Here is a 21,295-nt window from a genome sequence, read left to right as displayed (position 1 = left end):
GTGCGGCGCCCGCCGGAACCTCACCGGGCGGCACCGTCGCGCGGCCGTGGCCGTTCGCGGGGCCATCGGCGGCGGGGGTGGCGGCGAGAGACGTCATCGGGCCATGGTCCCGGTCCACTCCGGGTCCGGTCAGTGGCCAATGCAGCGAAACTGGACTGAAATCGGAGTGAGTGCGGGGCGCGAGTCAGTTCGAGTCGGGGTCGGGGGTGCCGTTGGTTCCGGCCAGGCGGTCCAGCAGGGGCGCGGTGCGCGGGCCCACCAGGGAGCGCATCAGCAGGGAGGTGTTCGTGCGTTCCACGCCGGGGATCTCGAGGACCCGGCCCGCCAGGCGGTAGAGGTCGTCGGCGTCGACCGCCACGACGCGCACGATCAGATCGGTCGCGCCGGTCGTGCCGCAGACCTCGGTGACCTCGGGAATCTCGGCCAGCGCGGACACCACGGCGTCGAGGCGGTGCTGGTCGACCACCACGGACACCAGGGCTGCCAGGGGATAGCCCAGGGCGCGGGGTTCGACCCGGCGTTCGACGCTGGCGAGCACCCCGGCGGCCTCCCAGCGAGCCAGTCTGGCCTGCACGGTGTTCCGGGAGAGACCCAGTCTGGCCGCGAGTTCCACGCCGGTGGCGCGGGGGTTGTCCACCAGTTCCAGCAACAGCCGGGCATCGGTGGCGTCGAGCGGGCCGGTGAAGGGTTCCCTGCTGCTCATGAAAGGCAGTATGACACGCCGACCGGGGGCTCAACCGCGCATTCTGCTCAGTTTTGACCTTGGTACTTGCGCAGATCGCACAGCGGAGGATGCTGTGTGGTACAGGCCACACACCGCCGTCGATACGGGACACAATCCCCCGGCGCCCACGGTGTACCCGGCGTTTCGAGGAGGCGATACCGATGCCAGAGCAGCGCATCTCTCCCCCGCAGGGCGATATCGAGAAGATCCCCTACCCGGTACAGCTCGTGCAGCCCGACGGGCACCGCGTCCACGACCGGGCGCACGCCCCGCTCGTCGCCGACATCGGCGGTGACCGCCTCCGCTCGATGTACACCGACATGGTCGTGGCCCGCCGCATCGACACCGAGGCCACCGCCCTGCAACGGCAGGGCCAGCTGGGTCTGTGGCCCCCGCTGCTCGGTCAGGAAGCCGCCCAGGTCGGTTCCGCGCACGCCCTGCACCCGGACGATTACGCCTTCTGCAGCTACCGCGAAGCCGGCGTCGCCTACTGCCGCGGGGTGCCGCCCGAGCAGATGACCGCGCTGTGGCGCGGGGTGGCGCACTCCTGCTGGGACGCCGACGCGTTCAACATCACCAATCCGGCCATCGTGGTCGGCGCGCAGGGCCTGCACGCCACCGGTTACGCGTACGCCGCCCAGCTCGAGGGCGCGGAGATCGCCACCATCGCCTACTTCGGCGACGGCGCCACCAGCCAGGGCGACATCGCCGAGGCGCTGGGTTTCGCCGCCTCGTGGGACGCGCCGGTGGTGTTCTTCTGCCAGAACAACCACTGGGCCATCAGCGCGCCGGTACGGGTGCAGAGCGCCACCCCGATCGCGCGCCGGGCCGCCGGCTACGGAATTCCCGCGGTGCAGGTCGACGGCAACGACGCCCTCGCGGTGCTGGCGGTGACCCGGCAGGCCCTGGTGCGCGCCCGCGCGGGCGGCGGCCCGTCGTTCATCGAGGCCATCACCTATCGCATGGGACCGCACACCACCGCCGACGATCCCACCCGCTATCGCGCGGCCGCGGAGATCGAACTGTGGCGGCGGCGCGACCCCATCGACCGTCTGCGCCGACTGCTGGAGCGAGAAGGGCTGTGGGACAGCGATTTCGCGCAGGAGGTCACCGTGACCGCCGACGCGGTGGCCGCGCGCCTGCGCGGCGCCACCCTCGGCATGGCCGACCCGGAGCCGAGCGCGCTGTTCGAGCACGTGTACGCCACCCCGCACCGTCTCATCGAACGCGAAAGCGCCGAGTACGCCGCCTATCTGGAGGGAGCACGGTCATGAAGACCACCTTCGCGGGAGCGATCAACCTCGGACTGCGCCGGGCGCTCGAGGACGATCCCAAGGTCCTGCTCATGGGCGAGGACATCGGCAGGCTGGGCGGTGTCTTCCGGGTCACCGACACCCTGCAGAAGGACTTCGGGAACAACCGGGTCATCGATACGCCGCTGGCCGAATCCGGCATTATAGGAACGGCTTTCGGAATGGCGTTGCGTGGACTGCGGCCGGTGTGCGAAATCCAGTTCGACGGATTCGTGTATCCCGCATTCGACCAGATCGTGTGCCAGGTGGCGAAAATTCACTATCGAACGGGTGGAAAAGTGATCGCCCCCATCACCATTCGCATTCCGTTCGGCGGCGGCATCGGATCTGTCGAACACCATTCCGAATCCCCGGAAGCGTATTTCGCGCACACCGCCGGGTTGCGGGTGGTGTCGCCGAGCAATCCGGCCGACGCGTATCTCATGATCCGCCAGGCGGTCGCGCTGGACGATCCGGTGGTGTTCTTCGAACCGAAGCGGCGGTACTGGGACAAGGCCGAGGTCGACTTCGCGCAGCTGGACCGGGACGGCGGATTGCCGCTGGACAGCGCCCGCGTCTGCGTGAGCGGGGACGACGCGACGATCGTCGCGTACGGCGGCACCGTCGCCACCGCGCTGGGCGCCGCGGATATCGCGGCGGCGGAGGGGCATTCGCTGGAGGTGATCGATCTGCGCAGCCTGTCGCCGATCGATTTCGACACCATCGAGACCTCCGTCCGCAAAACCGGACGTTTGGTCATCGTCCATGAAGCACCGGTATTCGGCGGTCTCGGCGCGGAAATCGCGGCGCGCGTGACCGAAAGCTGCTTCTATGAATTGGAAGCGCCGGTGCTGCGGGTCGGCGGCTTCGACATCCCCTATCCCCCCGCTAAGCTCGAACGGCACCACCTGCCCGACCCCGACCGCATTCTCGCCGCGGTCGATCGCACGCTCGCCGCCTAACGGTCATGCCTTCGGAGGAAGCTCGGTGGAAGAACAGCGTCAGGTCATGGAATTCCAATTGCCCGATCTCGGTGAGGGATTGGCCGATGCCGAATTGGTGTCGTGGGCGGTTCGGGTCGGCGACACGGTGGAACTGAATCAGGTCATCGCCGAGGTCGAGACGGCGAAAGCTCAGGTGGCGCTACCGAGTCCGTATGCCGGGACGGTGCTGGAGCTGCTCGCGCAGCCCGGGGAGACCGTGCCGGTGGGCGCGGGACTCATCCGGATCGGGACCGCGGCGGACGCGGAATCCGTTGCGGGACCGGCGTCCTCCGCTGTCGCGGACACGGCCGACTCCGCCGCGCCGGAACGGCAGGCGGTGCTGGTCGGTTACGGGCCCGACAGCGAGCCCGTCTCGCGGCGCGCCCGGGCGGCGGCCACGGCCAGCGGCACCACCGCGGACACGGGCTTGAATCGCGGACACGAGGGGCTCGCCCGCCGACGGCCGGCGGCCACCCCGGGCGCCCGGCGACTGGCCCGCGACACCGGCGTCGACCTGGGTTCGGTCGCCGGGTCCGGGCCCGACGGCGCGGTCACCGTGCGCGATCTGCGCGACGAACGCCCCGGCACGGAACACATCCCGATTCACACCGCACCGCCGGTCACCCCGGTCGGCCCCGCGCAAGCGGGCCGGACGCCCGGCGAACGCGAAACCCGCACCCCCATCACCGGCGTGCGCAAGCGCACCGCGGCGGCCATGGTGGCGAGCGCGCAGCACATTCCCCAGGCCAGCGCGTTCGTGACCACCGATTTCACCGGTTCCATGGAACTGCTCGATCATCTGCGCGCGACCCCGACCTTCGCCGGGCTCACGCTCACCCCGCTCGCGCTGGTCGCCAAGGCGACGCTGGTGGCGCTGAGCGAGTTCCCGGAGCTGAACGCCTCCTGGGATGAAGCGAACCAGGAGATCGTCACCAAGCACTACGCCAACCTCGGCATCGCGGTGGCCACCACGCGCGGGCTACTGGTGCCCAATCTGAAAGAGGCGCAGGCGCTCAGCCTGCGGGACCTGTGCCAGGACATCGGCCGGGTCGCGGAGCTGGCGCGGTCCGGCACGGCCACCCCGGCCGATCTCACCGGCGGCACCCTCACCATCTCGAACGTGGGTGTCTTCGGCGTGGATGCCGGTGTGCCGCTGGTGAATCCGGGCGAGGCGGCGATCCTGTGCCTGGGCTCGATCCGCAAGCGCCCGTGGGTGCATCGCGACGAGATCGCCGTGCGCTGGGTGACCACCCTCGGCCTGAGCTTCGACCACCGCATGATCGACGGCGAACAGGGTTCACGGTTCCTGTCCGCCGTGGCCGCGCTCCTGGAGGATCCCCTGACCCTGCTCGGTCGCGTCTAGCCGCTAGGAGTAGGTGACCACCAGCGGCTCGGCGGCCTCGCGGATCACCGCGGGGATCGGCACCGGCTTGCGGGTCACCTCGTCGACGTAGACGTGCACGAAGGTGCCGGTCGCCGCCAGCTCCAGCGTGCCGCCCGCCTCGCGGAAGATGGCGAGGTCGTAGTTGATGCTCGAATTGCCCAGGCGCGCTATGCGAATGCCGACCCGGAGCTGATCGGGGAAGCTGATCGACCCGACGAACTTGCACGAGGTCTGCGCCACCACGCCGATGGCGGGCAGATCCCGGATGTCGGTGCCGGTCGCGTGGATGAGCCACGCGTTCACCGCGGTATCGAAGTAGCTGTAGTAGGTCACGTTGTTCACGTGGCCGTAGTGGTCGTTGTCCGCCCAGCGGGTCGGCACCGGCCAGAGCACCGGGTATCGCTCATCCGTCACCCCACGGACGGTAGGGGATTTCCGCGCGGGGCGATACGGCGGGGTTCTGGCAGACGCCGGACGGTCAGGCGCTGCGCTCGTCCGAGGCATTGCGGTGATCGCGCGGGCTGATGCCGTGGTGGCGCTTGAAGGCGGTGCTCAGGGCGAACGCGCTGCCGTAGCCGACGCGGCGGGCGATCGACTCCAGGGTCGCGTCGGACTCGTGCAGCAGGTCCGCGGCCAGGGCCAGGCGCCAATCGGTGAGGAAGGCCATCGGGGGCTCGCCGACCAGCTCGGTGAACCGCCGGGCCAGGGCCGCGCGCGAGACGCCTACCTCGGCGGCCAGCGACGCGACGGTCCAGCCGTGCGCGGGGTTGTGCTGCATGAGGCGCAGCGCCTTGCCCACCAGCGGATCGGCGTAGGCGTGGTACCAGGCGGGGGCGTCGGCCCGGGAGAACCAGGCCCGCAGGGTCGCGATGAGCAGCAGATCCAGCAGGCGGTCCAGCATCGCGCCCTGGGCGGGCAGATCCTTGGCGGCCTCCTCCACCAGCAGGTCGAGCACCCGGGTGTCGACCTCGTCGCGGGCGAGCACCGCGATGGGCGGCAGTGCCCGCAGCAGCCGCCGGCTGGCGGCCGACTCCTGCTCGTAGGTGCCGGTGACCAGCACGTTCGCGGCGGTGGCGCTGGTACCCCAGCTGCGCATGCCCAGGCTGAGCGTCTCGCAGAGCACCTCACCGTCGGGGGTGGTGGTGATCTGACCCGGATGGATGATGACCTGCGGCTCGGTCTCGGGATCGTCGGCGACGGTGTAGTGGTCCGGGCCGCGGAAGATCGCGATATCGCCCTCGCGTAGCTGCCGGGGCGCGATCTGCTTGCCGCCCTTGGGATCCGGGACGATCCAGCCGCCGCCGCGCACCATCGCCACCAGCGTGAGCGGGGCTTCGTCCCGGATGCGCAGCGACCAGGGCGGGTCGAAGGACGATCGCATCACGAACGCGGCCCGCGCACGTGGTCCTTCGAGCAAGCTGGCCAACGCATCCATACCTAGACGATGGCAAATGTGCGGGCGCTTCTCAACCATGTTCAGTCTCAGGGCTTCTCGATGTACTGGTGGCATGACCGATAAAGACATCCCCAGCAGCGCGGATACCGTCCTGGTGCTGGGCGGGACCGGTAAGACCGGCAGGCGGGTGAGCGCCCGGCTGACCGCGCTCGGGATACCGGTGCGGCTCGGATCGCGCGGAGCCGATCCGGCCTTCGACTGGAACGACCGCACCACCTGGGCGGCGGCGCTGGACGGCGTCGCGGCGGTCTATCTCGCCTACGCGCCGGACCTGGCGATGCCGGGCGCGACCTCGGCCCTCAAGTCGTTCACCGCGCGGGCGGCGGCGGCCGGGGTGCGGCGGGTGGTCATGCTGTCCGGGCGCGCGGAGCCCGAGGCGCTGGAATGCGAGGAGATAGTGCGGAATTCGGGGCCGGAGTGGACGATCGTGCGCTGCGCGTTCTTCGCGCAGAACTTCGACGAGGGTCTCTTCGCGAGCGAACTGCGCACGGGGACACTGGCTCTGCCGGTCGGGGCGACGCCCGAACCCTTCGTGCACGCGGACGACATCGCCGATGTCGCGGTGGCGGCGCTGACCCGCGACGGGCATGCCGGGCAGGTGTACGAGCTGACCGGGCCGCGCGCGCTGTCCTTCGCCGCGGCGATCGCCGAACTCGGGGCGGCCTGCGAGCTGGAGCTGTCGTTCGAGTCGGTGTCGCGCACGGAATACATTGCGGCCCTGAGTGCGCGCGGCGTGCCGGGTGCGGAGATCAGCCTGCTCGACTATCTGTTCGGGGTGCTGCTGGACGGGCGCAACGCCACGCCGGCCGACGGGGTGCGGCGGGCCCTGGGCCGTGGGCCCCGGGATTTCGCCGAGTACGCCCGCGACGTGGCGGTTTCCGGTGTCTTCTCGGTCACAGCGCGGGGTAAATCTGTCGGTGCCCGGGCCTACAATTGAGACGAAACAGGTTGTATTCCACCGGATTCGGAACCTCGATCCGGTACCGATTCGAAGCCCGGCCGGGAGTGTCGACGAAGCCACGATCGCCGGGGTCACGGGGAGCTGCCGGTTCTGCCGGTAGCGTCGTACCAATGGTCGCTGCGACGCCCGCTCCCCCGATTCGACTCGCACGCGCCGCGCTGTTCGTGGTGTTCGGGCTGAACGGTCTGCTCTCGGCCATCTGGATCGTGCACATTCCGGCGGTCTCCGAGCGCACGGGCGTCTCACACAGCCTGTTGGGCATGCTCATTCTGCTCATGGCCACCAGCGCCATCGTGGGCATGCAGACCGCCGGACCGCTCGCCGACCGACTGGGCAGCCGCACCCTCACCGCGACCGCCGCCACCCTGCTGTCCCTGACCCTGCCCGGCCTGGCGTTCGCCACCTCGCCGCTCACCCTCGCACTCGCTCTGGTGGCCTACGGTTTCGGCAACGGCATGCTCGACGTGTCGATGAACGCCCAGGCGGTCCACGTGGAACGGGCGTATGCCCGGCCGATCATGGCGGCGTTCCACGCGCTGTTCTCCCTGGGCGGGCTGGCGGGGTCGCTCGCGGGGGCCGCCACCCAGCGCGCGGACTGGAACATCCACGTCACTTTTCTTGTAGCGGCGGCCTTCGGTCTCACCCTGGTGGCCGTCTGCGCGCCTCGCCTGCTGCCGAGCACCCACCACCGGACATCTGATTCCCCTGCGGCACAGCAGGATAACGGGCAGGTGCGCCCGCTGACGCCCGACGAGTCGACCCGGGAGCCCGTACCGGGCTCCGCCGCGGCCGGGGTGTCCGCACCGGATTTCGCAGCAGCACGAACCACCGACTCGACGCCGTCCACCACGGAAACGGCGAAAGCCGAGACGACCGGCGATCCGGGCTCCCGGGCGGCGGCGGGCCGCGCGGGTGTGACGCGAAAAGTGCTGGCGCTCGGCGGAATCGCGTTCGTTCTCCTCATGGCCGAGGGAGTCGCGGCCGACTGGAGCGCGCTACAGCTGCGCGACCGCCTCGAGGTCGACACGGGTACGGCGGGGCTGGCCTTCGCCGCGTTCTCCGCGACCATGACCGCGGGCCGGTTCGGCGCCGACCGGGTGGCGGGCAGGCTCGGACCGGTGGCCGTGCTGCGCTGGGGAACCCTCTTGGCCGCAGCGGGTTTCGCCCTGATCACCGTGTCCGACTGGCTCCCCCTGACCATCCTGGGCTGGGCCCTGTGCGGCATCGGCCTGGCGGGCGGCGTGCCCCAGGTCTTCACCGCCGCGGGCAATCTCGGCTCGGCCACCTCCGCCACCGACATGTCCCGGGTCTTCGGCGTCGGCTACGTGGGCCTGCTCGCCGGCCCCGCGATCATCGGCTGGCTCACCCAACTGGTCTCGCTCACCACGACGATGGTCGTCCCGCTGCTGGCCCTCCTGCTGTGCGCGTGGGGCGCCCGCGCGGTGGCCGGATCGGGCCGCGCGACATAGCGGTACCCCGGCCGAGATCGGCCGGAGTGGATCAGCGGGGGCGGGCGGTGAGATCGCCGACCTGGTCGGCGTGGTCCAGGAAGTCGTCGACCATCCGGTGATTGAGGACGGCCAGGGCCTTCAGGTCCTCCGACGACCAGTCGGTGAGGGCCTCGCGCATCCAGCCGCGCAGCACCGCGCGGATGGCTTCCACGGCCTCGCGGGCCTTGGGGGTGGGGCGCACGCGCTGGGCGCGGCGGTCGTCCGGATCGGGGACGCGCTCGACGTGGCCGGACTTCTCCAGGCGCTGGATCTGGCGGCTCACATGGGGGGCCTCGACGTCGAGGCGGGTGGCGAGTTCGCCCAGGCGCATCGGCTCCTCGGCGTCGACCAGCACCCGCAGCAGGGGGACGCTGGCGCGGTCCATGGTGAGACCGCACTCGTGCATGGCGCGGTCGTGGCGGCGGACCCTGGTCAGCAGGTAGGCGACGCGGGCCAGCGCACGCTCGAGTTCCACGACGTGACCCTCGTCGACCTCGTGGGGGGAGATGGCTTCCGGCGGCGGCATGTGGTTATCTTACGAAACCCATTTACTTAATTTTGGTAAGTAATACAAAAGAGGAACAGCGCATGACTTCGACCGCAGTCGGTCAGGGCGGTGGGAGCATCCCCGCTGCCGCGACGACCCCCGCCCCGGACAACAAGCCGGCGCACCTCGGCCTCACCCTGCTCGCGCTGTGCGCGGCGGGTCTGGTCGTCTCGCTGCAGCAGACCGTGGTCATCCCACTGCTGCCGCGCATGATCGTGCAGCTGAACACCGACGTCGCCGGTGTCACCTGGCTGTTCACCGCCTCGCTGCTCACCGGCGCGGTCGCCACTCCCCTGCTCGCGCGCTTCGGCGACATGTACGGCAAGAAGCCCATGGTCATGATCACCATGGGCGTGCTCATCGCGGGGTCGGTGATCTGCGCCTTCGCCACCACGCTCGGCGTCTACATCGTCGGCCGGTCACTGCAGGGCATCTCGGCGGCCATGATCCCGCTGGCCATCGGCATCATTCGCGACACGTTCCCGCGGGAGCGACTGGTCGGCGCGATCGGCGTCGTGTCCGGCACCATGGGCGTCGGCGGCACCGTCGGCCTGCTCATCACCGGCGTCATCGCCGATCACACCACCGATCCGCACCCGGTGTTCTGGCTGACCGCCGCCCTCGGCGTGGTCGCCACCGTCCTGATCCAGGTGAGCGCCAAGAACAACGGTGTGCGCCACGGCGGCAAGCCCGACTACATCGGCGCGGCCCTGCTCGCCGGACTGCTCGTCTCGCTGCTGCTCGCGATCAGCGAGGGCCCGCGCTGGGGCTGGAGTTCGGGCTCGGTGCTGGCACTGTTCGGCACGGCCATCGTGCTCGCGGTGATCTGGGTGTTCGTCGAGTTGAAGGTGGAGCAGCCGCTGGTGCGCCTGCAGCTGCTGGTCGGCCCGCAGTCGCTCTCGGCGAACCTGGCCTCGGCGCTGCTGGGCTTCTCGATGTTCGGATCCTTCACGCTCATCTCGAATTTCATCCAGACCCCCGCCGACAAGGTCGGCTACGGCCTGTCCGGTTCCGTGCTCGCGGTGGGCCTGTACGGCATCCCCAGCTCGGCGCTGATGACCTTCTTCTCCTTCCGCACCGGCCGCATCGCCGCCAAGATCGGCCCGGCGTACACCCTGGCCATCGGCTCGGCCTTCGCCGGACTCTCGATGGGCTGGCTGACCTTCTCGCACGATCACGGCTACGACATGATCATCGCGAATGTCCTGCAGGGCACCGGATTCGGCATCGGCTACGCGGCCCTGGGCACCCTCGCGGTGCAGCACGTTGCCATGAGCGAGAGTGGCATCGCCTCGGGCATCAACTCCCTCGTGCGCACCGCCGGCGGCAGCATCGCGGGCGCGGTCACCGCGTCCATCCTGTCCGCGCACGTCATGGCGGGCACCCACGCGCCCAGCGTGAACGCCTACGTGGCGAGCTTCGCCGTGCTGTCCGTCGGCGCGTTCGCGGCCGCGGCGGTGGCGCTCGGACACGGGCTGCGGCACAAGGGGTTCTAGCGATACCCCGCTAGGTGAGCACCTCGGTGCGGTCCCCGTCCACCAGGACGACGTGGTCGTCGGTCAGCGCCCAGTGCGGTGTGCCGGCGGCCAGGTACTCACGAGCGAGTTTGCGCGACAGCCCTTCCGGGTCGGTCGGCGAATCCAGGTGCGGGACGATCGGCCGATCCACCAGGCCCAATCCGTCCCAGCGCGGCTCCACCCCGCATGCCGTGCGCACCTCCTCGGGGTCGTCCATCGACTCGAGGCCGTGCAGATCCGGGGTCAGCACGCAGGCGCCCGCGCTGTAGCCGGCGTAGACCAGTGCGTCCCGCTCCAGCAGCCGGGTCAGCACGACATCGGCTCCGCTGCGGGCGAATTGGGCGCGCAGCACGAAGGTGTTGCCGCCGCGCACCCACACGAGTGGAAAACCGGTCAGCGTGCGCTCCAGGGCCGCGGTCCGGCCGACGTAGTCGCGCAGGTCCACCACCTCGGGCGCGAAACCCATGCGGCGCAACGGAACCAGATCACTGGTGACCGCGCTCTGCCAGGCCGAGGGCCAGGCGTCGCAGGCGTTGGCGATCACCGCGACGCGCCCGGGCGCACCGAGCATGGCGAGCAGCCGATCGGCGTGCGCGCCGAAACGATAGCTGGACAGAAAGAGTCGCACCGGGGCTCAGCAGGCGCTGTCGAGGCCGTGGACCAGGGCATTACCGCCCGGGCGGACCCCGTCCACTGGCCGGGTGCGGGTGTCCCACTGGCCGGGCAAGGTGGCCGCGCGGGCGGCGTGGTCGGGCACCGTGTCGGTCATGTGCTGGTTTCCCTTTCCTCCGCGGTCAGCCGCTCCAGCCCCGCCCGGATGGCCGCGGCGGTGGATTCCCGATCGTGCGGGCGGCGCATGACGAACCCCTTCGCGAAGGTCAGGATGTCGCCCGTGCGCCGCGGTATGACGTGCAGGTGCACGTGGTGCACGGTCTGGAAGGCCGACTTGCCGTCGTTGAGCACCAGATTCGCCCCGTCGGCGCCGAGATCGCCGCGGCGCACCGCTTTCGCGAGCCGGTGCCCGGCGGTGAACAGCCGCGCGCCCAGCGCCGGGTCCAGCGCGTTCAGGTCGGACGCGTGTTCCTTGGGGATCACCAGCATGTGCCCCCGCGTGATGGGCCGGATATCGAGGAACGCCACCAGGGTGTCGTCTTCGAATACCTTGGTCGCGGGCGCCGAGCCCGCCACGATCTCGCAGAAGATACAGCCGCTCACCCGGCAGACATTACGGCGTACGAGTGAGCCGCGACACCCCATTCGCAGACACCGTTCGCCCCAACTGGAAACACACCTACCAGTAAGTAGCGCACACCGTCGTGCGTACTTGTGGCCGGTAGCGGGCTTGCGGACGATTGCCGGGTGAGCGTTTCTAGCAACACCATGTGATCGCTATCTCCGCTACGCTCACGCCGGACCAGGTACAGTTGCGAGAATTCTCACGAACTTACTTGTCAGTAAGTTCGGCCTCACCGTTTGGACCGGTGACCCGGCCCATCACGTGCAACACGGTGGCTCCGGTTCATCATCGAGAAGGAAGTTTTGACAGTGGACACAACGCAGAGCGCACAGACGGCTGCGCCCCGCGGTGCACGCGTCGGCGTAGTTCGCGAGACGAACTCGGACGAACGACGCGTCGCATTGGTGCCGAAGATCATTCCCTCCCTGCTGAAGCAGGGCGTGGAAGTGATCGTCGAGGCCGGGGCCGGACTGGGCGCGCTCATCCCGGATGAAGCATACGTCGAAGCGGGCGCCACCGTGGGCGATCCGTGGTCGGCCGATGTGGTCGTCAAGGTCGCGCCGCCGAACGACGCCGAGATCGCCAAGCTCTCCAGCGGGCAGACGCTCATCGGCTTCCTCGCGCCCCGCAACGCCGACACCAAGATCGGCGCGCTCAAGGCCGCGGGCGTCCAGGCGTTCGCCGTCGAGGCGATTCCGCGTATCTCCCGGGCCCAGGTGATGGACGCACTGTCCTCGCAGGCCAACGTCGCCGGCTACAAGGCCGTGCTGCTGGCCGCGTCGGAATCGACGCGCTTCTTCCCGATGCTCACCACCGCCGCGGGCACCGTGAAGCCCGCGACCGTGCTGGTCCTCGGCGTCGGCGTGGCCGGACTGCAGTCCCTGGCCACCGCCAAGCGCCTCGGCGGCCGGACCACCGGCTACGACGTCCGCCCCGAGGTCGCCGATCAGGTGCGCTCGGTCGGCGCGCAGTGGCTGGACCTGGGCATCGACGCCGCCGGCGAGGGCGGGTACGCCCGCGAACTCACCGAGGACGAGAAGGCCCAGCAGCAGGCCGCGCTCGAGAACGCCATCAAGGGGTTCGACGTCGTGGTCACCACCGCGCTGGTTCCGGGTCGTCCCGCGCCGCGCCTGGTCACCGCCGCCGCGGTCGAGGGCATGAAGCCCGGCAGCGTCATCATCGACATGGCGGGCGAGACCGGCGGCAACTGCGAGCTCACCGAGCCGGGCAAAACCGTTGTGCGCCACGGCGTCACGATCTGCTCGCCGCTGAACCTGCCGGCGACCATGCCCGAGCACGCCTCGGAGCTGTACTCCAAGAACATTTCGGCCCTGCTGGAACTGATGCTGAAGGACGGCGCCCTGGCCCCCGATTTCAGCGATCAGGTGCTGGCCGACTCCTGCGTCACGCGTGAGGTGGAAGCCTGATGTACACCGAACTTCTCGCGAACATCGCGATCCTGGTGCTATCCGGGTTCGTCGGCTTCGCGGTCATCTCCAAGGTGCCCAACACCCTGCACACGCCGCTCATGTCCGGCACCAACGCCATTCACGGCATCGTGGTGCTCGGCGCGCTCGTGGTGTTCGGCAAGGTCGAGGACCCCTCGATCCTCATGCAGATCATTCTGTTCGTCGCGGTCGTCTTCGGCACGCTGAACGTGGTCGGCGGCTTCGTGGTCACCGACCGCATGCTCGGCATGTTCAAGGCCAAGAAGCCCGCCGCGACCGAGAAGGCCGGTAAGTAGCCATGGACAATCTCGTCAACATTCTCTACATCGTCTCCTTCGCGCTCTTCATCTACGGCCTCATGGGCCTGACGGGCCCGAAGACGGCGGTGCGCGGCAACTGGATCGCCGCCATCGGCATGGTGATCGCGGTCATCGCGACCTTCATCTCGATTCGCGACACCAGCAACTGGATCATCATCGTCGCCGGTCTCGTGGTCGGCATCGGCCTGGGCGTGCCCCCGGCCCGCTTCACCAAGATGACCGCCATGCCGCAGCTCGTCGCCGCGTTCAACGGCGTCGGCGGTGGCACCGTGGCCCTCATCGCGTGGGCCGAATTCATCGACACCACCGGCTTTTCCGCGTTCAAGCACGGCGAAGAGCCCACCGTCCACATCGTGATCGGCTCGCTGTTCGCGGCCATCATCGGCTCGGTGTCCTTCTGGGGCTCGATCATCGCGTTCCTCAAGCTGCAGGAGACGCTGCCCGGCCGCCCGATCGGCATCGGCAAGCTGCAGCAGCCGCTGAACCTGCTGCTGCTGCTCGGCTCCATCGCGGCCGCGGTCGTCATCGGTATCGGCGCCACCAATGACGGTGTGCCGCAGTACTGGATGATCCTGGTGCTCGTGCTCGCGGGCATCCTCGGCCTGATGGTCGTGCTGCCCATCGGCGGCGCGGACATGCCGGTCGTCATCTCGCTGCTCAACGCGCTCACCGGTCTGTCGGCCGCCGCCGCGGGTCTGGCGCTGAACAACACCGCCATGATCGTGGCGGGCATGATCGTCGGCGCGTCCGGCACCATCCTGACCAACCTCATGGCCAAGGCCATGAACCGCTCGATCCCGGCCATCGTGGCCGGTGGCTTCGGCGGCGGCGGCACCGCGCCCAGCGGCGCCGGCGGCGAGCAGAAGCAGGCCAAGGCCACCTCCGCGGCCGACGCGGCGATCCAGATGGCGTACGCCAACCAGGTCATCGTGGTGCCCGGCTACGGCATGGCCGTCGCCCAGGCGCAGCACGCGGTCAAGGAGATGGCGGCGCTGCTCGAGGCCAAGGGCGTCGAGGTCAAGTACGCGATTCACCCCGTCGCCGGTCGTATGCCCGGCCACATGAACGTGCTGCTGGCCGAGGCCGAGGTCTCCTACGACGCGATGAAGGAGATGGACGACATCAACGGCGAGTTCAGCCGCACCGATGTCGCCCTGGTCATCGGCGCGAACGACGTCACCAACCCGGCCGCCCGCGAGGACTCCTCGTCCCCGATCTACGGCATGCCGGTGCTCGACGTGGACAAGGCCAAGTCGGTCATCGTCCTGAAGCGCTCGATGAACTCCGGCTTCGCCGGCATCGACAACCCGCTGTTCTACGCGGACACCACCTCCATGCTGTTCGGCGACGCGAAGAAGTCGGTCAGCTCGGTGACCGAGGAGCTGAAGCAGCTGTAGGGGATTCCCTGCCACCGCAAGGCAATCGATGGCCCGCACCCGATGAGGGGTGCGGGCCATCGTCGTTATCCCCCGTCCGCGCCGGCGAGGCGCAGGACGCTTTCGCGCAGGGCCGCTTCGGCTTCCGGGCGGGTCATGCGGCCGGACTTCACCGCCTGTTTGGCGGCGGCGCCCACGGACACTATGGCGGTCGCGAGCCATTCCGGGGTTGTGCCGCAGGTGAATTCGCCGGAGACGAGGCCGCGACGCAGGAGCGGGAGCAGGTGGTCGGTGACCGGGATGTGGCGGGCGTAGCCGTCCTTGGGGGCGACGGGGCCGAGGTTGCGCATGACGGGGGTGTTGGCTTCGAAGGTGCGCCAGCTGATGTCAAGCACTCGGAGGAGGGCGGCGGTGGGCGAGCCCGCGGTGAGATCGGCGTCGGACATCGCGGCGGCCGTCGTGGCGGCGAGGCGGTCGGCGACCGCGACGCGCAGGTCGTCGCGAGAAGGGAAGTGCGCGTAAATGGTTTGCCTGCTCACCCCGGCGGCCGCGGCGATCGCCGACATGCCCGCGCCGGGCTGATCCGGTAGCAGGGCGAGGGCGGCGTCGAGGATGGCGGCGCGACTGCGCTCGGCGTCGGCGCGGCGGCGGGGCTCGGATTCTGCGGACAAACTCTTACACCCTTGTCAAAGTTGTCGATGGCGACTTAACCTTTACAGCGTTGTCAGAATTGTACGACAGCGGTGGCATGCGCTCCGCTTCGTCAGCGCCCCAGGAGATTTCGTGTCGCATCGGTTCGTTCTCACCGCCGCACTGCTGTCCACCGGGCTGCTCGCCGGGGCCTTCGGCTACGGCGCGGTCAATCTCGCGCCCACGTTCCGACGGGTGCCGTTGCAGATGCGGCTGGAGTTTCACACCGAGCTCATGAAGATGAACAGCATCAGCATGCAGGCCACCATGGCCGTCGCGGCGCTGAGCTGTCTCACGCTCGCGTGGCTGGGGCGCGGGCCGGTGCGGAAGGTCGCTGCGGGCGCGGCGGCGCTGGTGGCGGCGTCATTCGCGATCACGCGGCTGGGCAATGTGCCGATCAATCACCGGATCAACGAGTGGGCGTTGACCGGTGCGCCCGCCGACTACGCCGAGATCCTCGCGCGCTGGGATGTTTTCCACGTGCTGCGCACGCTGACCGGGCTCGGGGCGTTCGCGCTGCTGATCGCGCTCGCGGTGTGGGGGCCGCGCGTGAGCGCGGAATCCGGGCGGGATCTCGACGGCGCTCGCCGCACACCCGTAACCGCGTGACCTCCGGTGTCCGAGCTCATCCGCATCGCGCCGGCGGCAGGCTCGCCACACGGGCGGGCTCGAACCGGCGACACTCGCAACGCGACATCAGCCCGTATCGGGTGCCCGATTCTGGCGATACACGTAGTTTTTGAGGGTGGAACCGAACAGCTCTGGCGTCGACCTCGATTCGCTGCGCTCCCTGCTGCCCGACGGGATAGTCGTGACCGACCCCGACGTGCTGGCGGGATACCGGCAGGACCGGGCGTTCGACCCGAACGCCGGGATCGGGCTGGCGCTGGTGCGGCCGCTCACCACCGAACAGGTTGCGGCCGTGGTGCGGTGGGCGCAGGAACGGGGCGTGCCGATCGTGCCGCGCGGGGCGGGAACCGGGCTGTCCGGCGGGGCCACCGCGCAGGACGGGGCGCTCGTGCTGAGCACCGAGAAGATGCGCGACATCGCGGTCGACACGGTCACGCGGACCGCGGTCGTGCAGCCGGGACTGTTGAACGCCGAGGTCAAGCGGGCCGTGGCCGAGCACGGGCTGTGGTACCCGCCGGACCCGTCCTCGTTCGAGATCTGTTCCATCGGCGGCAACGCCGCCACCAACGCGGGCGGGCTGTGCTGCGTGAAGTACGGCGTGACCACCGACTACGTGCTCGGCATGGAAGTGGTGCTCGCGGACGGGACGGCCGTGCGATTGGGCGGGCCGCGGCTGAAGGACTCCGCGGGGCTCTCGCTCACCAAACTCTTCGTCGGCAGCGAGGGCACGCTCGGCATCATCACCGAACTCACGCTGCGGCTCCTGCCGGCGCAGCCGCCGCAGTCCACGGTGGTCGCGACCTTCCCCACCCTCACCGCCGCCACCGACGCCATCCTCGCCATCACCGGGACGCTGCGGCCGTCCATGCTCGAGTTCATGGACGCGGTCGCGGTCAACGCGGTCGAGGACGAGCTGCGGATGGGGCTGGATCGGGACGCGGCGGGGTTGCTGGTGGCCCGTTCCGACGCACCCGGCGAACACGCCGGACACGAAGCGGACATCATGCTCGCCGCCTGCGAGAAGGCCGGGGCCACCGAAGCCTTCCGCACCGACGATCCGGACGAGGGCGAAGCGTTCTGCGCCGCGCGGCGATTCGCCATCCCGGCCGTGGAACGCAAGGGACCGCTGCTGCTCGAGGACGTCGGGGTGCCGCTGCCCCGGCTCGGCGAACTGATCAACGGCGTCGCCGACATCGCCCGGGAGCGGGGCGTGCTCATCTCGGTCATCGCGCACGCGGGCGACGGGAACACCCACCCGCTCATCGTGCACGACCCGAACGACCCGGACGAGGCCGCGCGCGCCCATCGGGCGTTCGGGGAGATCATGGACCTGGCCATCGCCCTGGGCGGCACCATCACCGGCGAGCACGGCGTCGGGCGGCTGAAGAAGGATTGGCTGCCCGACCAGGTCGGGCCCGATGTGATGGCACTCACCCGGCGGATCAAACAAGCCCTGGATCCGCACGGGATACTCAATCCGGGAGCCGTGCTCTGAACCGCCGGCCGGAACAATCCGCACGACAAGGGAGTTCACACCGACCATGAGTACCAGGCTGGAACACAACGCCGACGCCACGCGCTACGAGATCTATCTCGACGACACGCTCGCGGGCTACGCCGACTACGCGGAGAGCACCCGAGGCGATCGCAAGGTCCGCGACATCCAGCACACACTCACCTTCCCCGAGTTCCGGGGCCGCGGCGTGGCCGCGCAGGTGGTCGAATTCGCGCTGAACGACGCACGCGCGGAAGGCTTCTCGGTCGTCCCCACGTGCTGGTACGTCGAGAAGTACATCGCCGAGCACCCCGAATACGCCGATCTGGTCGGCTAGTTCGCGCGGTAACCCCCGCCCGAGGACTCCGACCGCCGCCACACGAGCAGCTGGCGGTCGGCCACACTCATCATGGCTTCTATCACCTTCTCGTTGTCGAAGCCCGGTAGCGCCTGTAGTCGCGCCAGGAACCCGGTGTCGGCCGCCGAATGCGGTACGACACACCCCTTACCCGTGGCGCCGATCAGCACGAAGAACACGTCCTCGGCGAACGGTCCGTCCGCCGTGGTGATGATGCGCACCTCGGCCAGCTCGGTCCACGCGACCTCTTCCACTCGTCCGTTGGCCAGCGTGCGCCGGACGAAGGTGTCGTTGATTTCGACTCCGGCCATGGATCCATAGTGCACCCGTCGCTCGCGGGCCGACAGTCCCGAAAGCCATGGTTTACCTGAGGAAACCGTATCGAGAACTCCCCGTTCACCCGGCTACCGGGGATGTTGCGGATCGAGCAATTATTCAGCTATCTAAGGGTTTTCGCGGCGACACGCGGAGGCGCTGCGGGACTGCGGGATTCCGGACCCGCAGAATCCGAGCGAACGGGATCATCGGTGGTGGGAGCCGATATCTGGCTCGAAAAGCGACGGCCGCAACCGCCCGCGGCGTGTTACCGTTCGCACGCGGCCGTGACCGGCCGGTGCAAGGGGGTTCTCGATGCGGCGTTCGATTCTCGCGACCGTCGGCGCGTTGGTGATGTTCGGGGCCGCCGCGTGTGGTGACGATGGCGGCGATGAGAAATCAGCCGCGCCGGCCTACACGCCGCCGACGGTGACCAACGCCTGCGATCTGCTCGATCTCACCGTGTTGAACACGTGGGAGTCCACAGCGGGCGAGCGCAACCACACGCGGGAGGAGAACATCCTCGGCACCGTGCTGAGCTGCGAAGCCAGGAACGAGTCCACGCGGCTGGCCGCGTTCGCACTCCAGGCGGTGGTGCACAAGTCGGCCGGCGAGGCGCGCTCCGGATACGAGATGGGCGTTCGGTTCGCCAAGAACGGCTCCGCCGTCACCACCGGCGGCGGGGTCTCCGGACTGGGGTCCGAGGCTTACTTCGTGTGGACGAAACGGGACTTCGATCCGACCGCCATGCTCAACACGGCGTCGAGCTACGAGATCATGGTGCTCGACGGGACGATCGAGTTGAGCTTGATTCTCAATGTGGCCGCGCCGCTCGCGCAGGCCGATCTGGCCGATGCCGCGCAACAGCAGGCGCGTCGGGTTCTGGAACAACTGAAGGGCTGAGGCATGCGCCGAATCACTCTGGCCGCCACCGTATTCGCTTTGGGCACAGCGCTTCTCACGGGATGCGGAGGCGACGATGACGACGCCTACTGCAGCGCGTTGAAGGACCTGGGCAGCGGCAGCTACGTTCCCGACATCGCCAATTCCGAGACCGTGCCGAAGCTGCGGGCGATCGCCGATGTCTCGCCGGACAGCGTCAAGGCGGATTGGCTGGAGTTCGCCGCCTGGCAGGAGAAGGCAATGATCGCCGCCAATTCCGGGATCGAGCCGGCGGGTCAACTCGACCCGACGGTGCTGGAACGAATCGTGGCTTACAACGAGAAGACGTGCATGAAGTAGGTCGACGGCGGCTTGCTCGGCGCGTGCACCACCGACGTAGCCGAGCCCGACAGAACAGCAGCTCAGAAGAACTCGTCGAGCAGGCGGTAGTAGTCGAGGCGCCAGGGGTCCGCGCCGGTGCGCTCGGCGACCCGCGCGGCCAGTTCGGGACCGTAGGCGGGGTTGAGGTCGGGGTCGGCGACCGACCGGGTGAGCAGCGCCAGATCCAGGTGGCGGTCGGCGACGCCCAGGCGGCCGACGTCGAGAACCCCTGTCACCGTGATGGTTTCGGGATCGAGCAGCACGTTCGGCAGGCAGAAGTCGCCGTGGCAGACGACGAGATCGGCGGCTTCCGAGGCGGCGGCGCGTGGGCGGTCCGATTCGAGTTCGGCCAGCAGCTGTGCCGCGGTGTGGCCTGCGCGCTCACCGTCGAAGTCGTCCTCGTCCACCAGTCCGGCCGCCACGTTCGCGGCCGCCGCCGGGATGGTCACCGCCAGTGTGCGATCGAACGGGCAGCTGTCGACGGGCAACGCGTGCAGCGACTTCAGGTAGTCCGCCAGGGCGTCGACGGCCATCGTGGCCAGGGTGGATGACAGCTCGCTCGCGGGGATCCCGGGCAGGGTCGAGGTGACGAGCGTGGACCCGCCCCCGTTTTCAATCCAATCCAGGACGCGCGGCGCACCAAATCCTGCGCGGGCGAGCCACAGCAGCCGGTCCCGCTCGTCCGCCAACTCCGCCCGCGCGGCGGCCGTCGTCGCCGTCTTGTCGAACCGGCTGCCGTCGGCACTGCGCCGTACGACGGCGTCACTACATCCGACGGTCACCACTTCCCAGTCACCCATGCGCCCGAGTCTGCCACCGGGACACCGCTCGAGCCTCTGCATTTCGGCGGCGACGGGTGCGCCGAGAGTGGTCGGACTTGCAGGAAGAGTGCAGTGCCCGGATTCGAGGCGTGCCCGGCCTCGGGCGTCGAGAACGGGCACGGCTCAGCGAGACACGCTCAGAGTCGTTGCCACAGAGCGGGAGTCGCTGCCGGAGTCCATCCGGCATCATGGGCGGTGTGCGCCTGCAGGCATCGATACTGCGCACCGTCGAAAGTGACCACATCACCGGTGTTGTAGGCCAGCCCTTGAGCCCACGTCGAGACGGCCGGTCCGCCGGGCGCGGGCAACTTCTGCCAGAGTGCGGGCGTCGCGGCGGGAGTCCACCCGGCATCGTGCGCGGTGTGCGCCTGAATCGCCCGGTACTGCGCACCGTCGAAAGTGACGACGTCGCCCACGTTGTAGACCGCACCCTGCTGCCACGCGGGCACGGTGGGCAGCGCAGCCTGCACGGTCACGGTGAGAGTCGAGGTCGGCGGGCGGTAGTCCGGCGGCGAACCGAGCGCACAACCGTAGGCCTGAATCGTGTGGGTACCGGCCGTGGTCGGCGTCCACTGCACGGTGGCCAGCAGATTCTCATCCGGTGCGACCGCCCGGCCCTCCAGGATGTCACCCGGTTCGGCCGAATAGGGATCGACATCGATGGCGACGGCGACGGTGCTGCGAACCTCGCAGTGCACCGTGACCGTAATCGGTCGGCCGACACGAATATCGGTGTCGGACACCGTGATCGTGGTCAATCCGGCAGTCGCGGGCGTGGCGGCGACACCGGCCGCCGCGGCCATAGCCGCCAGGATGACGGCTCCGGCGCTCGCCCGGCGTACATGAGCAGATGTCATGCGTAGATCTCCTGCGTTCCAGCAATAAAATTCGTTCGCGGAGGCGAACACGCAGAAAGCTAACAGCCGGGGGCGACAGAAAACCGGGCATCGAATCGGCTACCGGACCGCCGGGTGCTGAAGATCGACTT

25 protein-coding genes are annotated in these 21,295 nt (G+C 69.2%); 14 read left to right on the top strand and 11 right to left on the bottom strand.

All coding sequences use genetic code 11. The features are described 5' to 3' along the window. Nucleotides 1-184 precede the first annotated feature (184 nt). Nucleotides 185-703, bottom strand: a complete 519-nt coding sequence (locus ACWIGI_RS12810; protein ID WP_454202528.1) for an Lrp/AsnC family transcriptional regulator — start codon at nt 701-703, stop codon at nt 185-187. Nucleotides 704-885: 182 nt separating this feature from the next. On the opposite strand from ACWIGI_RS12810, the gene pdhA reads away from it, so the two are divergent. Genes pdhA through ACWIGI_RS12795 form a run of 3 tightly spaced genes read left to right on the top strand, consistent with a single transcriptional unit; the run spans nt 886 to nt 4,362 of the window. Then, on the top strand, nt 886-1,998 hold the full coding sequence (gene pdhA, locus ACWIGI_RS12805) for a pyruvate dehydrogenase (acetyl-transferring) E1 component subunit alpha (protein ID WP_454202527.1): 1,113 nt from the start codon (nt 886-888) through the stop codon (nt 1,996-1,998). Continuing rightward, entirely contained in the window at nt 1,995-2,978 is a 984-nt protein-coding gene (locus ACWIGI_RS12800; RefSeq protein WP_454202526.1) for an alpha-ketoacid dehydrogenase subunit beta, read from the top strand. The genes pdhA and ACWIGI_RS12800 overlap by 4 nt, the downstream gene beginning before the upstream one ends. 46 nt (nt 2,979-3,024) lie before the next feature. Continuing rightward, on the top strand, nt 3,025-4,362 hold the full coding sequence (locus ACWIGI_RS12795; RefSeq protein WP_454202575.1) for a dihydrolipoamide acetyltransferase family protein: 1,338 nt from the start codon (nt 3,025-3,027) through the stop codon (nt 4,360-4,362). A 3-nt stretch (nt 4,363-4,365) separates the two neighbouring features. On the opposite strand, the gene ACWIGI_RS12790 is transcribed toward ACWIGI_RS12795, so the two are convergent. Together ACWIGI_RS12790 and ACWIGI_RS12785 are read right to left on the bottom strand one after the other, a co-directional pair. After that, a complete protein-coding gene (locus ACWIGI_RS12790) occupies nt 4,366-4,797 on the bottom strand; it encodes an acyl-CoA thioesterase (protein WP_354986794.1) in 432 nt (143 codons plus the stop codon). 64 nt (nt 4,798-4,861) lie between these two features. Beyond that, nucleotides 4,862-5,818, bottom strand: coding sequence for a cupin domain-containing protein (locus ACWIGI_RS12785; RefSeq protein WP_454202525.1), 957 nt, complete (start codon nt 5,816-5,818; stop codon nt 4,862-4,864). 73 nt (nt 5,819-5,891) lie between these two features. On the opposite strand from ACWIGI_RS12785, the gene ACWIGI_RS12780 reads away from it, so the two are divergent. After that, nucleotides 5,892-6,776 carry an NAD(P)H-binding protein gene (locus tag ACWIGI_RS12780; RefSeq protein WP_454202524.1) on the top strand — a complete coding sequence of 295 codons (885 nt, stop codon included), beginning with the start codon at nt 5,892-5,894 and terminating at the stop codon, nt 6,774-6,776. A gap of 134 nt (nt 6,777-6,910) precedes the next feature. Beyond that, entirely contained in the window at nt 6,911-8,269 is a 1,359-nt protein-coding gene (locus ACWIGI_RS12775) for an MFS transporter (protein ID WP_454202523.1), read from the top strand. A 31-nt stretch (nt 8,270-8,300) separates the two neighbouring features. On the opposite strand, the gene ACWIGI_RS12770 is transcribed toward ACWIGI_RS12775, so the two are convergent. Then, nucleotides 8,301-8,816 (bottom strand): MarR family winged helix-turn-helix transcriptional regulator, encoded by a 516-nt coding sequence (locus tag ACWIGI_RS12770; RefSeq protein ID WP_454202522.1) that lies wholly within the window; start codon nt 8,814-8,816, stop codon nt 8,301-8,303. Nucleotides 8,817-8,878: 62 nt separating this feature from the next. Here ACWIGI_RS12770 and ACWIGI_RS12765 point away from each other — a divergent pair, with 62 nt between their 5' ends. Next, entirely contained in the window at nt 8,879-10,333 is a 1,455-nt protein-coding gene (locus tag ACWIGI_RS12765) for an MFS transporter (protein WP_454202521.1), read from the top strand. A gap of 10 nt (nt 10,334-10,343) precedes the next feature. Here ACWIGI_RS12765 and ACWIGI_RS12760 read toward each other — a convergent pair whose 3' ends face one another. From ACWIGI_RS12760 to ACWIGI_RS12750, 3 genes are read right to left on the bottom strand one after another with little or no spacing between them, the layout of a single operon-like run. Beyond that, entirely contained in the window at nt 10,344-10,982 is a 639-nt protein-coding gene (locus tag ACWIGI_RS12760) for a Type 1 glutamine amidotransferase-like domain-containing protein (RefSeq protein ID WP_454202520.1), read from the bottom strand. Nucleotides 10,983-10,988: 6 nt separating this feature from the next. Next, a complete protein-coding gene (locus tag ACWIGI_RS12755; RefSeq protein WP_454202519.1) occupies nt 10,989-11,123 on the bottom strand; it encodes a hypothetical protein in 135 nt (44 codons plus the stop codon). Continuing rightward, a complete protein-coding gene (locus tag ACWIGI_RS12750; protein WP_454202518.1) occupies nt 11,120-11,569 on the bottom strand; it encodes an HIT family protein in 450 nt (149 codons plus the stop codon). The genes ACWIGI_RS12755 and ACWIGI_RS12750 overlap by 4 nt, the downstream gene beginning before the upstream one ends. Nucleotides 11,570-11,899: 330 nt before the next feature. Here ACWIGI_RS12750 and ACWIGI_RS12745 point away from each other — a divergent pair, with 330 nt between their 5' ends. From ACWIGI_RS12745 to ACWIGI_RS12735, 3 genes are read left to right on the top strand one after another with little or no spacing between them, the layout of a single operon-like run. Further along, nucleotides 11,900-13,018, top strand: coding sequence for a Re/Si-specific NAD(P)(+) transhydrogenase subunit alpha (locus tag ACWIGI_RS12745; RefSeq protein ID WP_454202517.1), 1,119 nt, complete (start codon nt 11,900-11,902; stop codon nt 13,016-13,018). Beyond that, nucleotides 13,018-13,335: an NAD(P) transhydrogenase subunit alpha gene (locus ACWIGI_RS12740; RefSeq protein WP_354986783.1), complete on the top strand. Its 318-nt coding sequence runs from the start codon at nt 13,018-13,020 to the stop codon at nt 13,333-13,335. The genes ACWIGI_RS12745 and ACWIGI_RS12740 overlap by 1 nt, the downstream gene beginning before the upstream one ends. Before the next feature lie 2 nt (nt 13,336-13,337). After that, on the top strand, nt 13,338-14,756 hold the full coding sequence (locus ACWIGI_RS12735) for an NAD(P)(+) transhydrogenase (Re/Si-specific) subunit beta (protein ID WP_454202516.1): 1,419 nt from the start codon (nt 13,338-13,340) through the stop codon (nt 14,754-14,756). A gap of 65 nt (nt 14,757-14,821) precedes the next feature. Here the strand turns inward: ACWIGI_RS12735 and ACWIGI_RS12730 are convergent, their stop codons facing one another. Continuing rightward, nucleotides 14,822-15,406, bottom strand: a complete 585-nt coding sequence (locus ACWIGI_RS12730; protein ID WP_454202515.1) for a TetR/AcrR family transcriptional regulator — start codon at nt 15,404-15,406, stop codon at nt 14,822-14,824. Nucleotides 15,407-15,518: 112 nt separating this feature from the next. On the opposite strand from ACWIGI_RS12730, the gene ACWIGI_RS12725 reads away from it, so the two are divergent. The 3 genes from ACWIGI_RS12725 (at nt 15,519) to ACWIGI_RS12715 (ending at nt 17,887) form a co-directional block, all read left to right on the top strand. After that, a complete protein-coding gene (locus ACWIGI_RS12725) occupies nt 15,519-16,034 on the top strand; it encodes an anthrone oxygenase family protein (RefSeq protein WP_454202514.1) in 516 nt (171 codons plus the stop codon). Nucleotides 16,035-16,170: 136 nt separating this feature from the next. Continuing rightward, nucleotides 16,171-17,550, top strand: coding sequence for an FAD-binding oxidoreductase (locus ACWIGI_RS12720; protein ID WP_454202513.1), 1,380 nt, complete (start codon nt 16,171-16,173; stop codon nt 17,548-17,550). 46 nt (nt 17,551-17,596) lie between these two features. Then, complete coding sequence (locus tag ACWIGI_RS12715; protein ID WP_454202512.1) at nt 17,597-17,887, top strand: GNAT family N-acetyltransferase; 291 nt, start codon at nt 17,597-17,599, stop codon at nt 17,885-17,887. Here ACWIGI_RS12715 and ACWIGI_RS12710 read toward each other — a convergent pair. Next, nucleotides 17,884-18,219, bottom strand: coding sequence for a hypothetical protein (locus tag ACWIGI_RS12710; RefSeq protein WP_454202511.1), 336 nt, complete (start codon nt 18,217-18,219; stop codon nt 17,884-17,886). The two genes, ACWIGI_RS12715 and ACWIGI_RS12710, sit on opposite strands and share 4 nt — an antisense overlap. A gap of 319 nt (nt 18,220-18,538) precedes the next feature. Here ACWIGI_RS12710 and ACWIGI_RS12705 point away from each other — a divergent pair, with 319 nt between their 5' ends. Then, nucleotides 18,539-19,126 (top strand): hypothetical protein, encoded by a 588-nt coding sequence (locus ACWIGI_RS12705; protein WP_454202510.1) that lies wholly within the window; start codon nt 18,539-18,541, stop codon nt 19,124-19,126. A 3-nt stretch (nt 19,127-19,129) separates the two neighbouring features. Next, on the top strand, nt 19,130-19,465 hold the full coding sequence (locus ACWIGI_RS12700; protein ID WP_454202509.1) for a hypothetical protein: 336 nt from the start codon (nt 19,130-19,132) through the stop codon (nt 19,463-19,465). Between the two features lie 62 nt (nt 19,466-19,527). On the opposite strand, the gene ACWIGI_RS12695 is transcribed toward ACWIGI_RS12700, so the two are convergent. Further along, nucleotides 19,528-20,286 carry an APH(3') family aminoglycoside O-phosphotransferase gene (locus ACWIGI_RS12695; RefSeq protein WP_454202508.1) on the bottom strand — a complete coding sequence of 253 codons (759 nt, stop codon included), beginning with the start codon at nt 20,284-20,286 and terminating at the stop codon, nt 19,528-19,530. 158 nt (nt 20,287-20,444) lie between these two features. Continuing rightward, nucleotides 20,445-21,164 carry a carbohydrate-binding protein gene (locus ACWIGI_RS12690; RefSeq protein WP_454202507.1) on the bottom strand — a complete coding sequence of 240 codons (720 nt, stop codon included), beginning with the start codon at nt 21,162-21,164 and terminating at the stop codon, nt 20,445-20,447. Nucleotides 21,165-21,295 lie beyond the last annotated feature (131 nt).

The sequence above is a fragment of the Nocardia sp. NPDC055321 genome (genome assembly GCF_053645575.1).
This window is presented reverse-complemented; position numbering and strand designations above follow the sequence as displayed.

Bases quoted from the DNA above. Each gene is read 5' to 3' on its own strand.
- ACWIGI_RS12810 (WP_454202528.1), bottom strand. From the start codon at position 703: ATGAGCAGCAGGGAACCCTTCACCGGCCCGCTCGACGCCACCGATGCC.
- pdhA (WP_454202527.1), top strand. From the start codon at position 886: ATGCCAGAGCAGCGCATCTCTCCCCCGCAGGGCGATATCGAGAAGATC.
- ACWIGI_RS12800 (WP_454202526.1), top strand. From the start codon at position 1,995: ATGAAGACCACCTTCGCGGGAGCGATCAACCTCGGACTGCGCCGGGCG.
- ACWIGI_RS12795 (WP_454202575.1), top strand. From the start codon at position 3,025: ATGGAATTCCAATTGCCCGATCTCGGTGAGGGATTGGCCGATGCCGAA.
- ACWIGI_RS12785 (WP_454202525.1), bottom strand. From the start codon at position 5,818: ATGGATGCGTTGGCCAGCTTGCTCGAAGGACCACGTGCGCGGGCCGCG.
- ACWIGI_RS12780 (WP_454202524.1), top strand. From the start codon at position 5,892: ATGACCGATAAAGACATCCCCAGCAGCGCGGATACCGTCCTGGTGCTG.
- ACWIGI_RS12775 (WP_454202523.1), top strand. From the start codon at position 6,911: ATGGTCGCTGCGACGCCCGCTCCCCCGATTCGACTCGCACGCGCCGCG.
- ACWIGI_RS12770 (WP_454202522.1), bottom strand. From the start codon at position 8,816: ATGCCGCCGCCGGAAGCCATCTCCCCCCACGAGGTCGACGAGGGTCAC.
- ACWIGI_RS12765 (WP_454202521.1), top strand. From the start codon at position 8,879: ATGACTTCGACCGCAGTCGGTCAGGGCGGTGGGAGCATCCCCGCTGCC.
- ACWIGI_RS12755 (WP_454202519.1), bottom strand. From the start codon at position 11,123: ATGACCGACACGGTGCCCGACCACGCCGCCCGCGCGGCCACCTTGCCC.
- ACWIGI_RS12740 (WP_354986783.1), top strand. From the start codon at position 13,018: ATGTACACCGAACTTCTCGCGAACATCGCGATCCTGGTGCTATCCGGG.
- ACWIGI_RS12735 (WP_454202516.1), top strand. From the start codon at position 13,338: ATGGACAATCTCGTCAACATTCTCTACATCGTCTCCTTCGCGCTCTTC.
- ACWIGI_RS12715 (WP_454202512.1), top strand. From the start codon at position 17,597: ATGAGTACCAGGCTGGAACACAACGCCGACGCCACGCGCTACGAGATC.
- ACWIGI_RS12710 (WP_454202511.1), bottom strand. From the start codon at position 18,219: ATGGCCGGAGTCGAAATCAACGACACCTTCGTCCGGCGCACGCTGGCC.
- ACWIGI_RS12705 (WP_454202510.1), top strand. From the start codon at position 18,539: ATGCGGCGTTCGATTCTCGCGACCGTCGGCGCGTTGGTGATGTTCGGG.
- ACWIGI_RS12700 (WP_454202509.1), top strand. From the start codon at position 19,130: ATGCGCCGAATCACTCTGGCCGCCACCGTATTCGCTTTGGGCACAGCG.
- ACWIGI_RS12695 (WP_454202508.1), bottom strand. From the start codon at position 20,286: ATGGGTGACTGGGAAGTGGTGACCGTCGGATGTAGTGACGCCGTCGTA.
- ACWIGI_RS12690 (WP_454202507.1), bottom strand. From the start codon at position 21,164: ATGACATCTGCTCATGTACGCCGGGCGAGCGCCGGAGCCGTCATCCTG.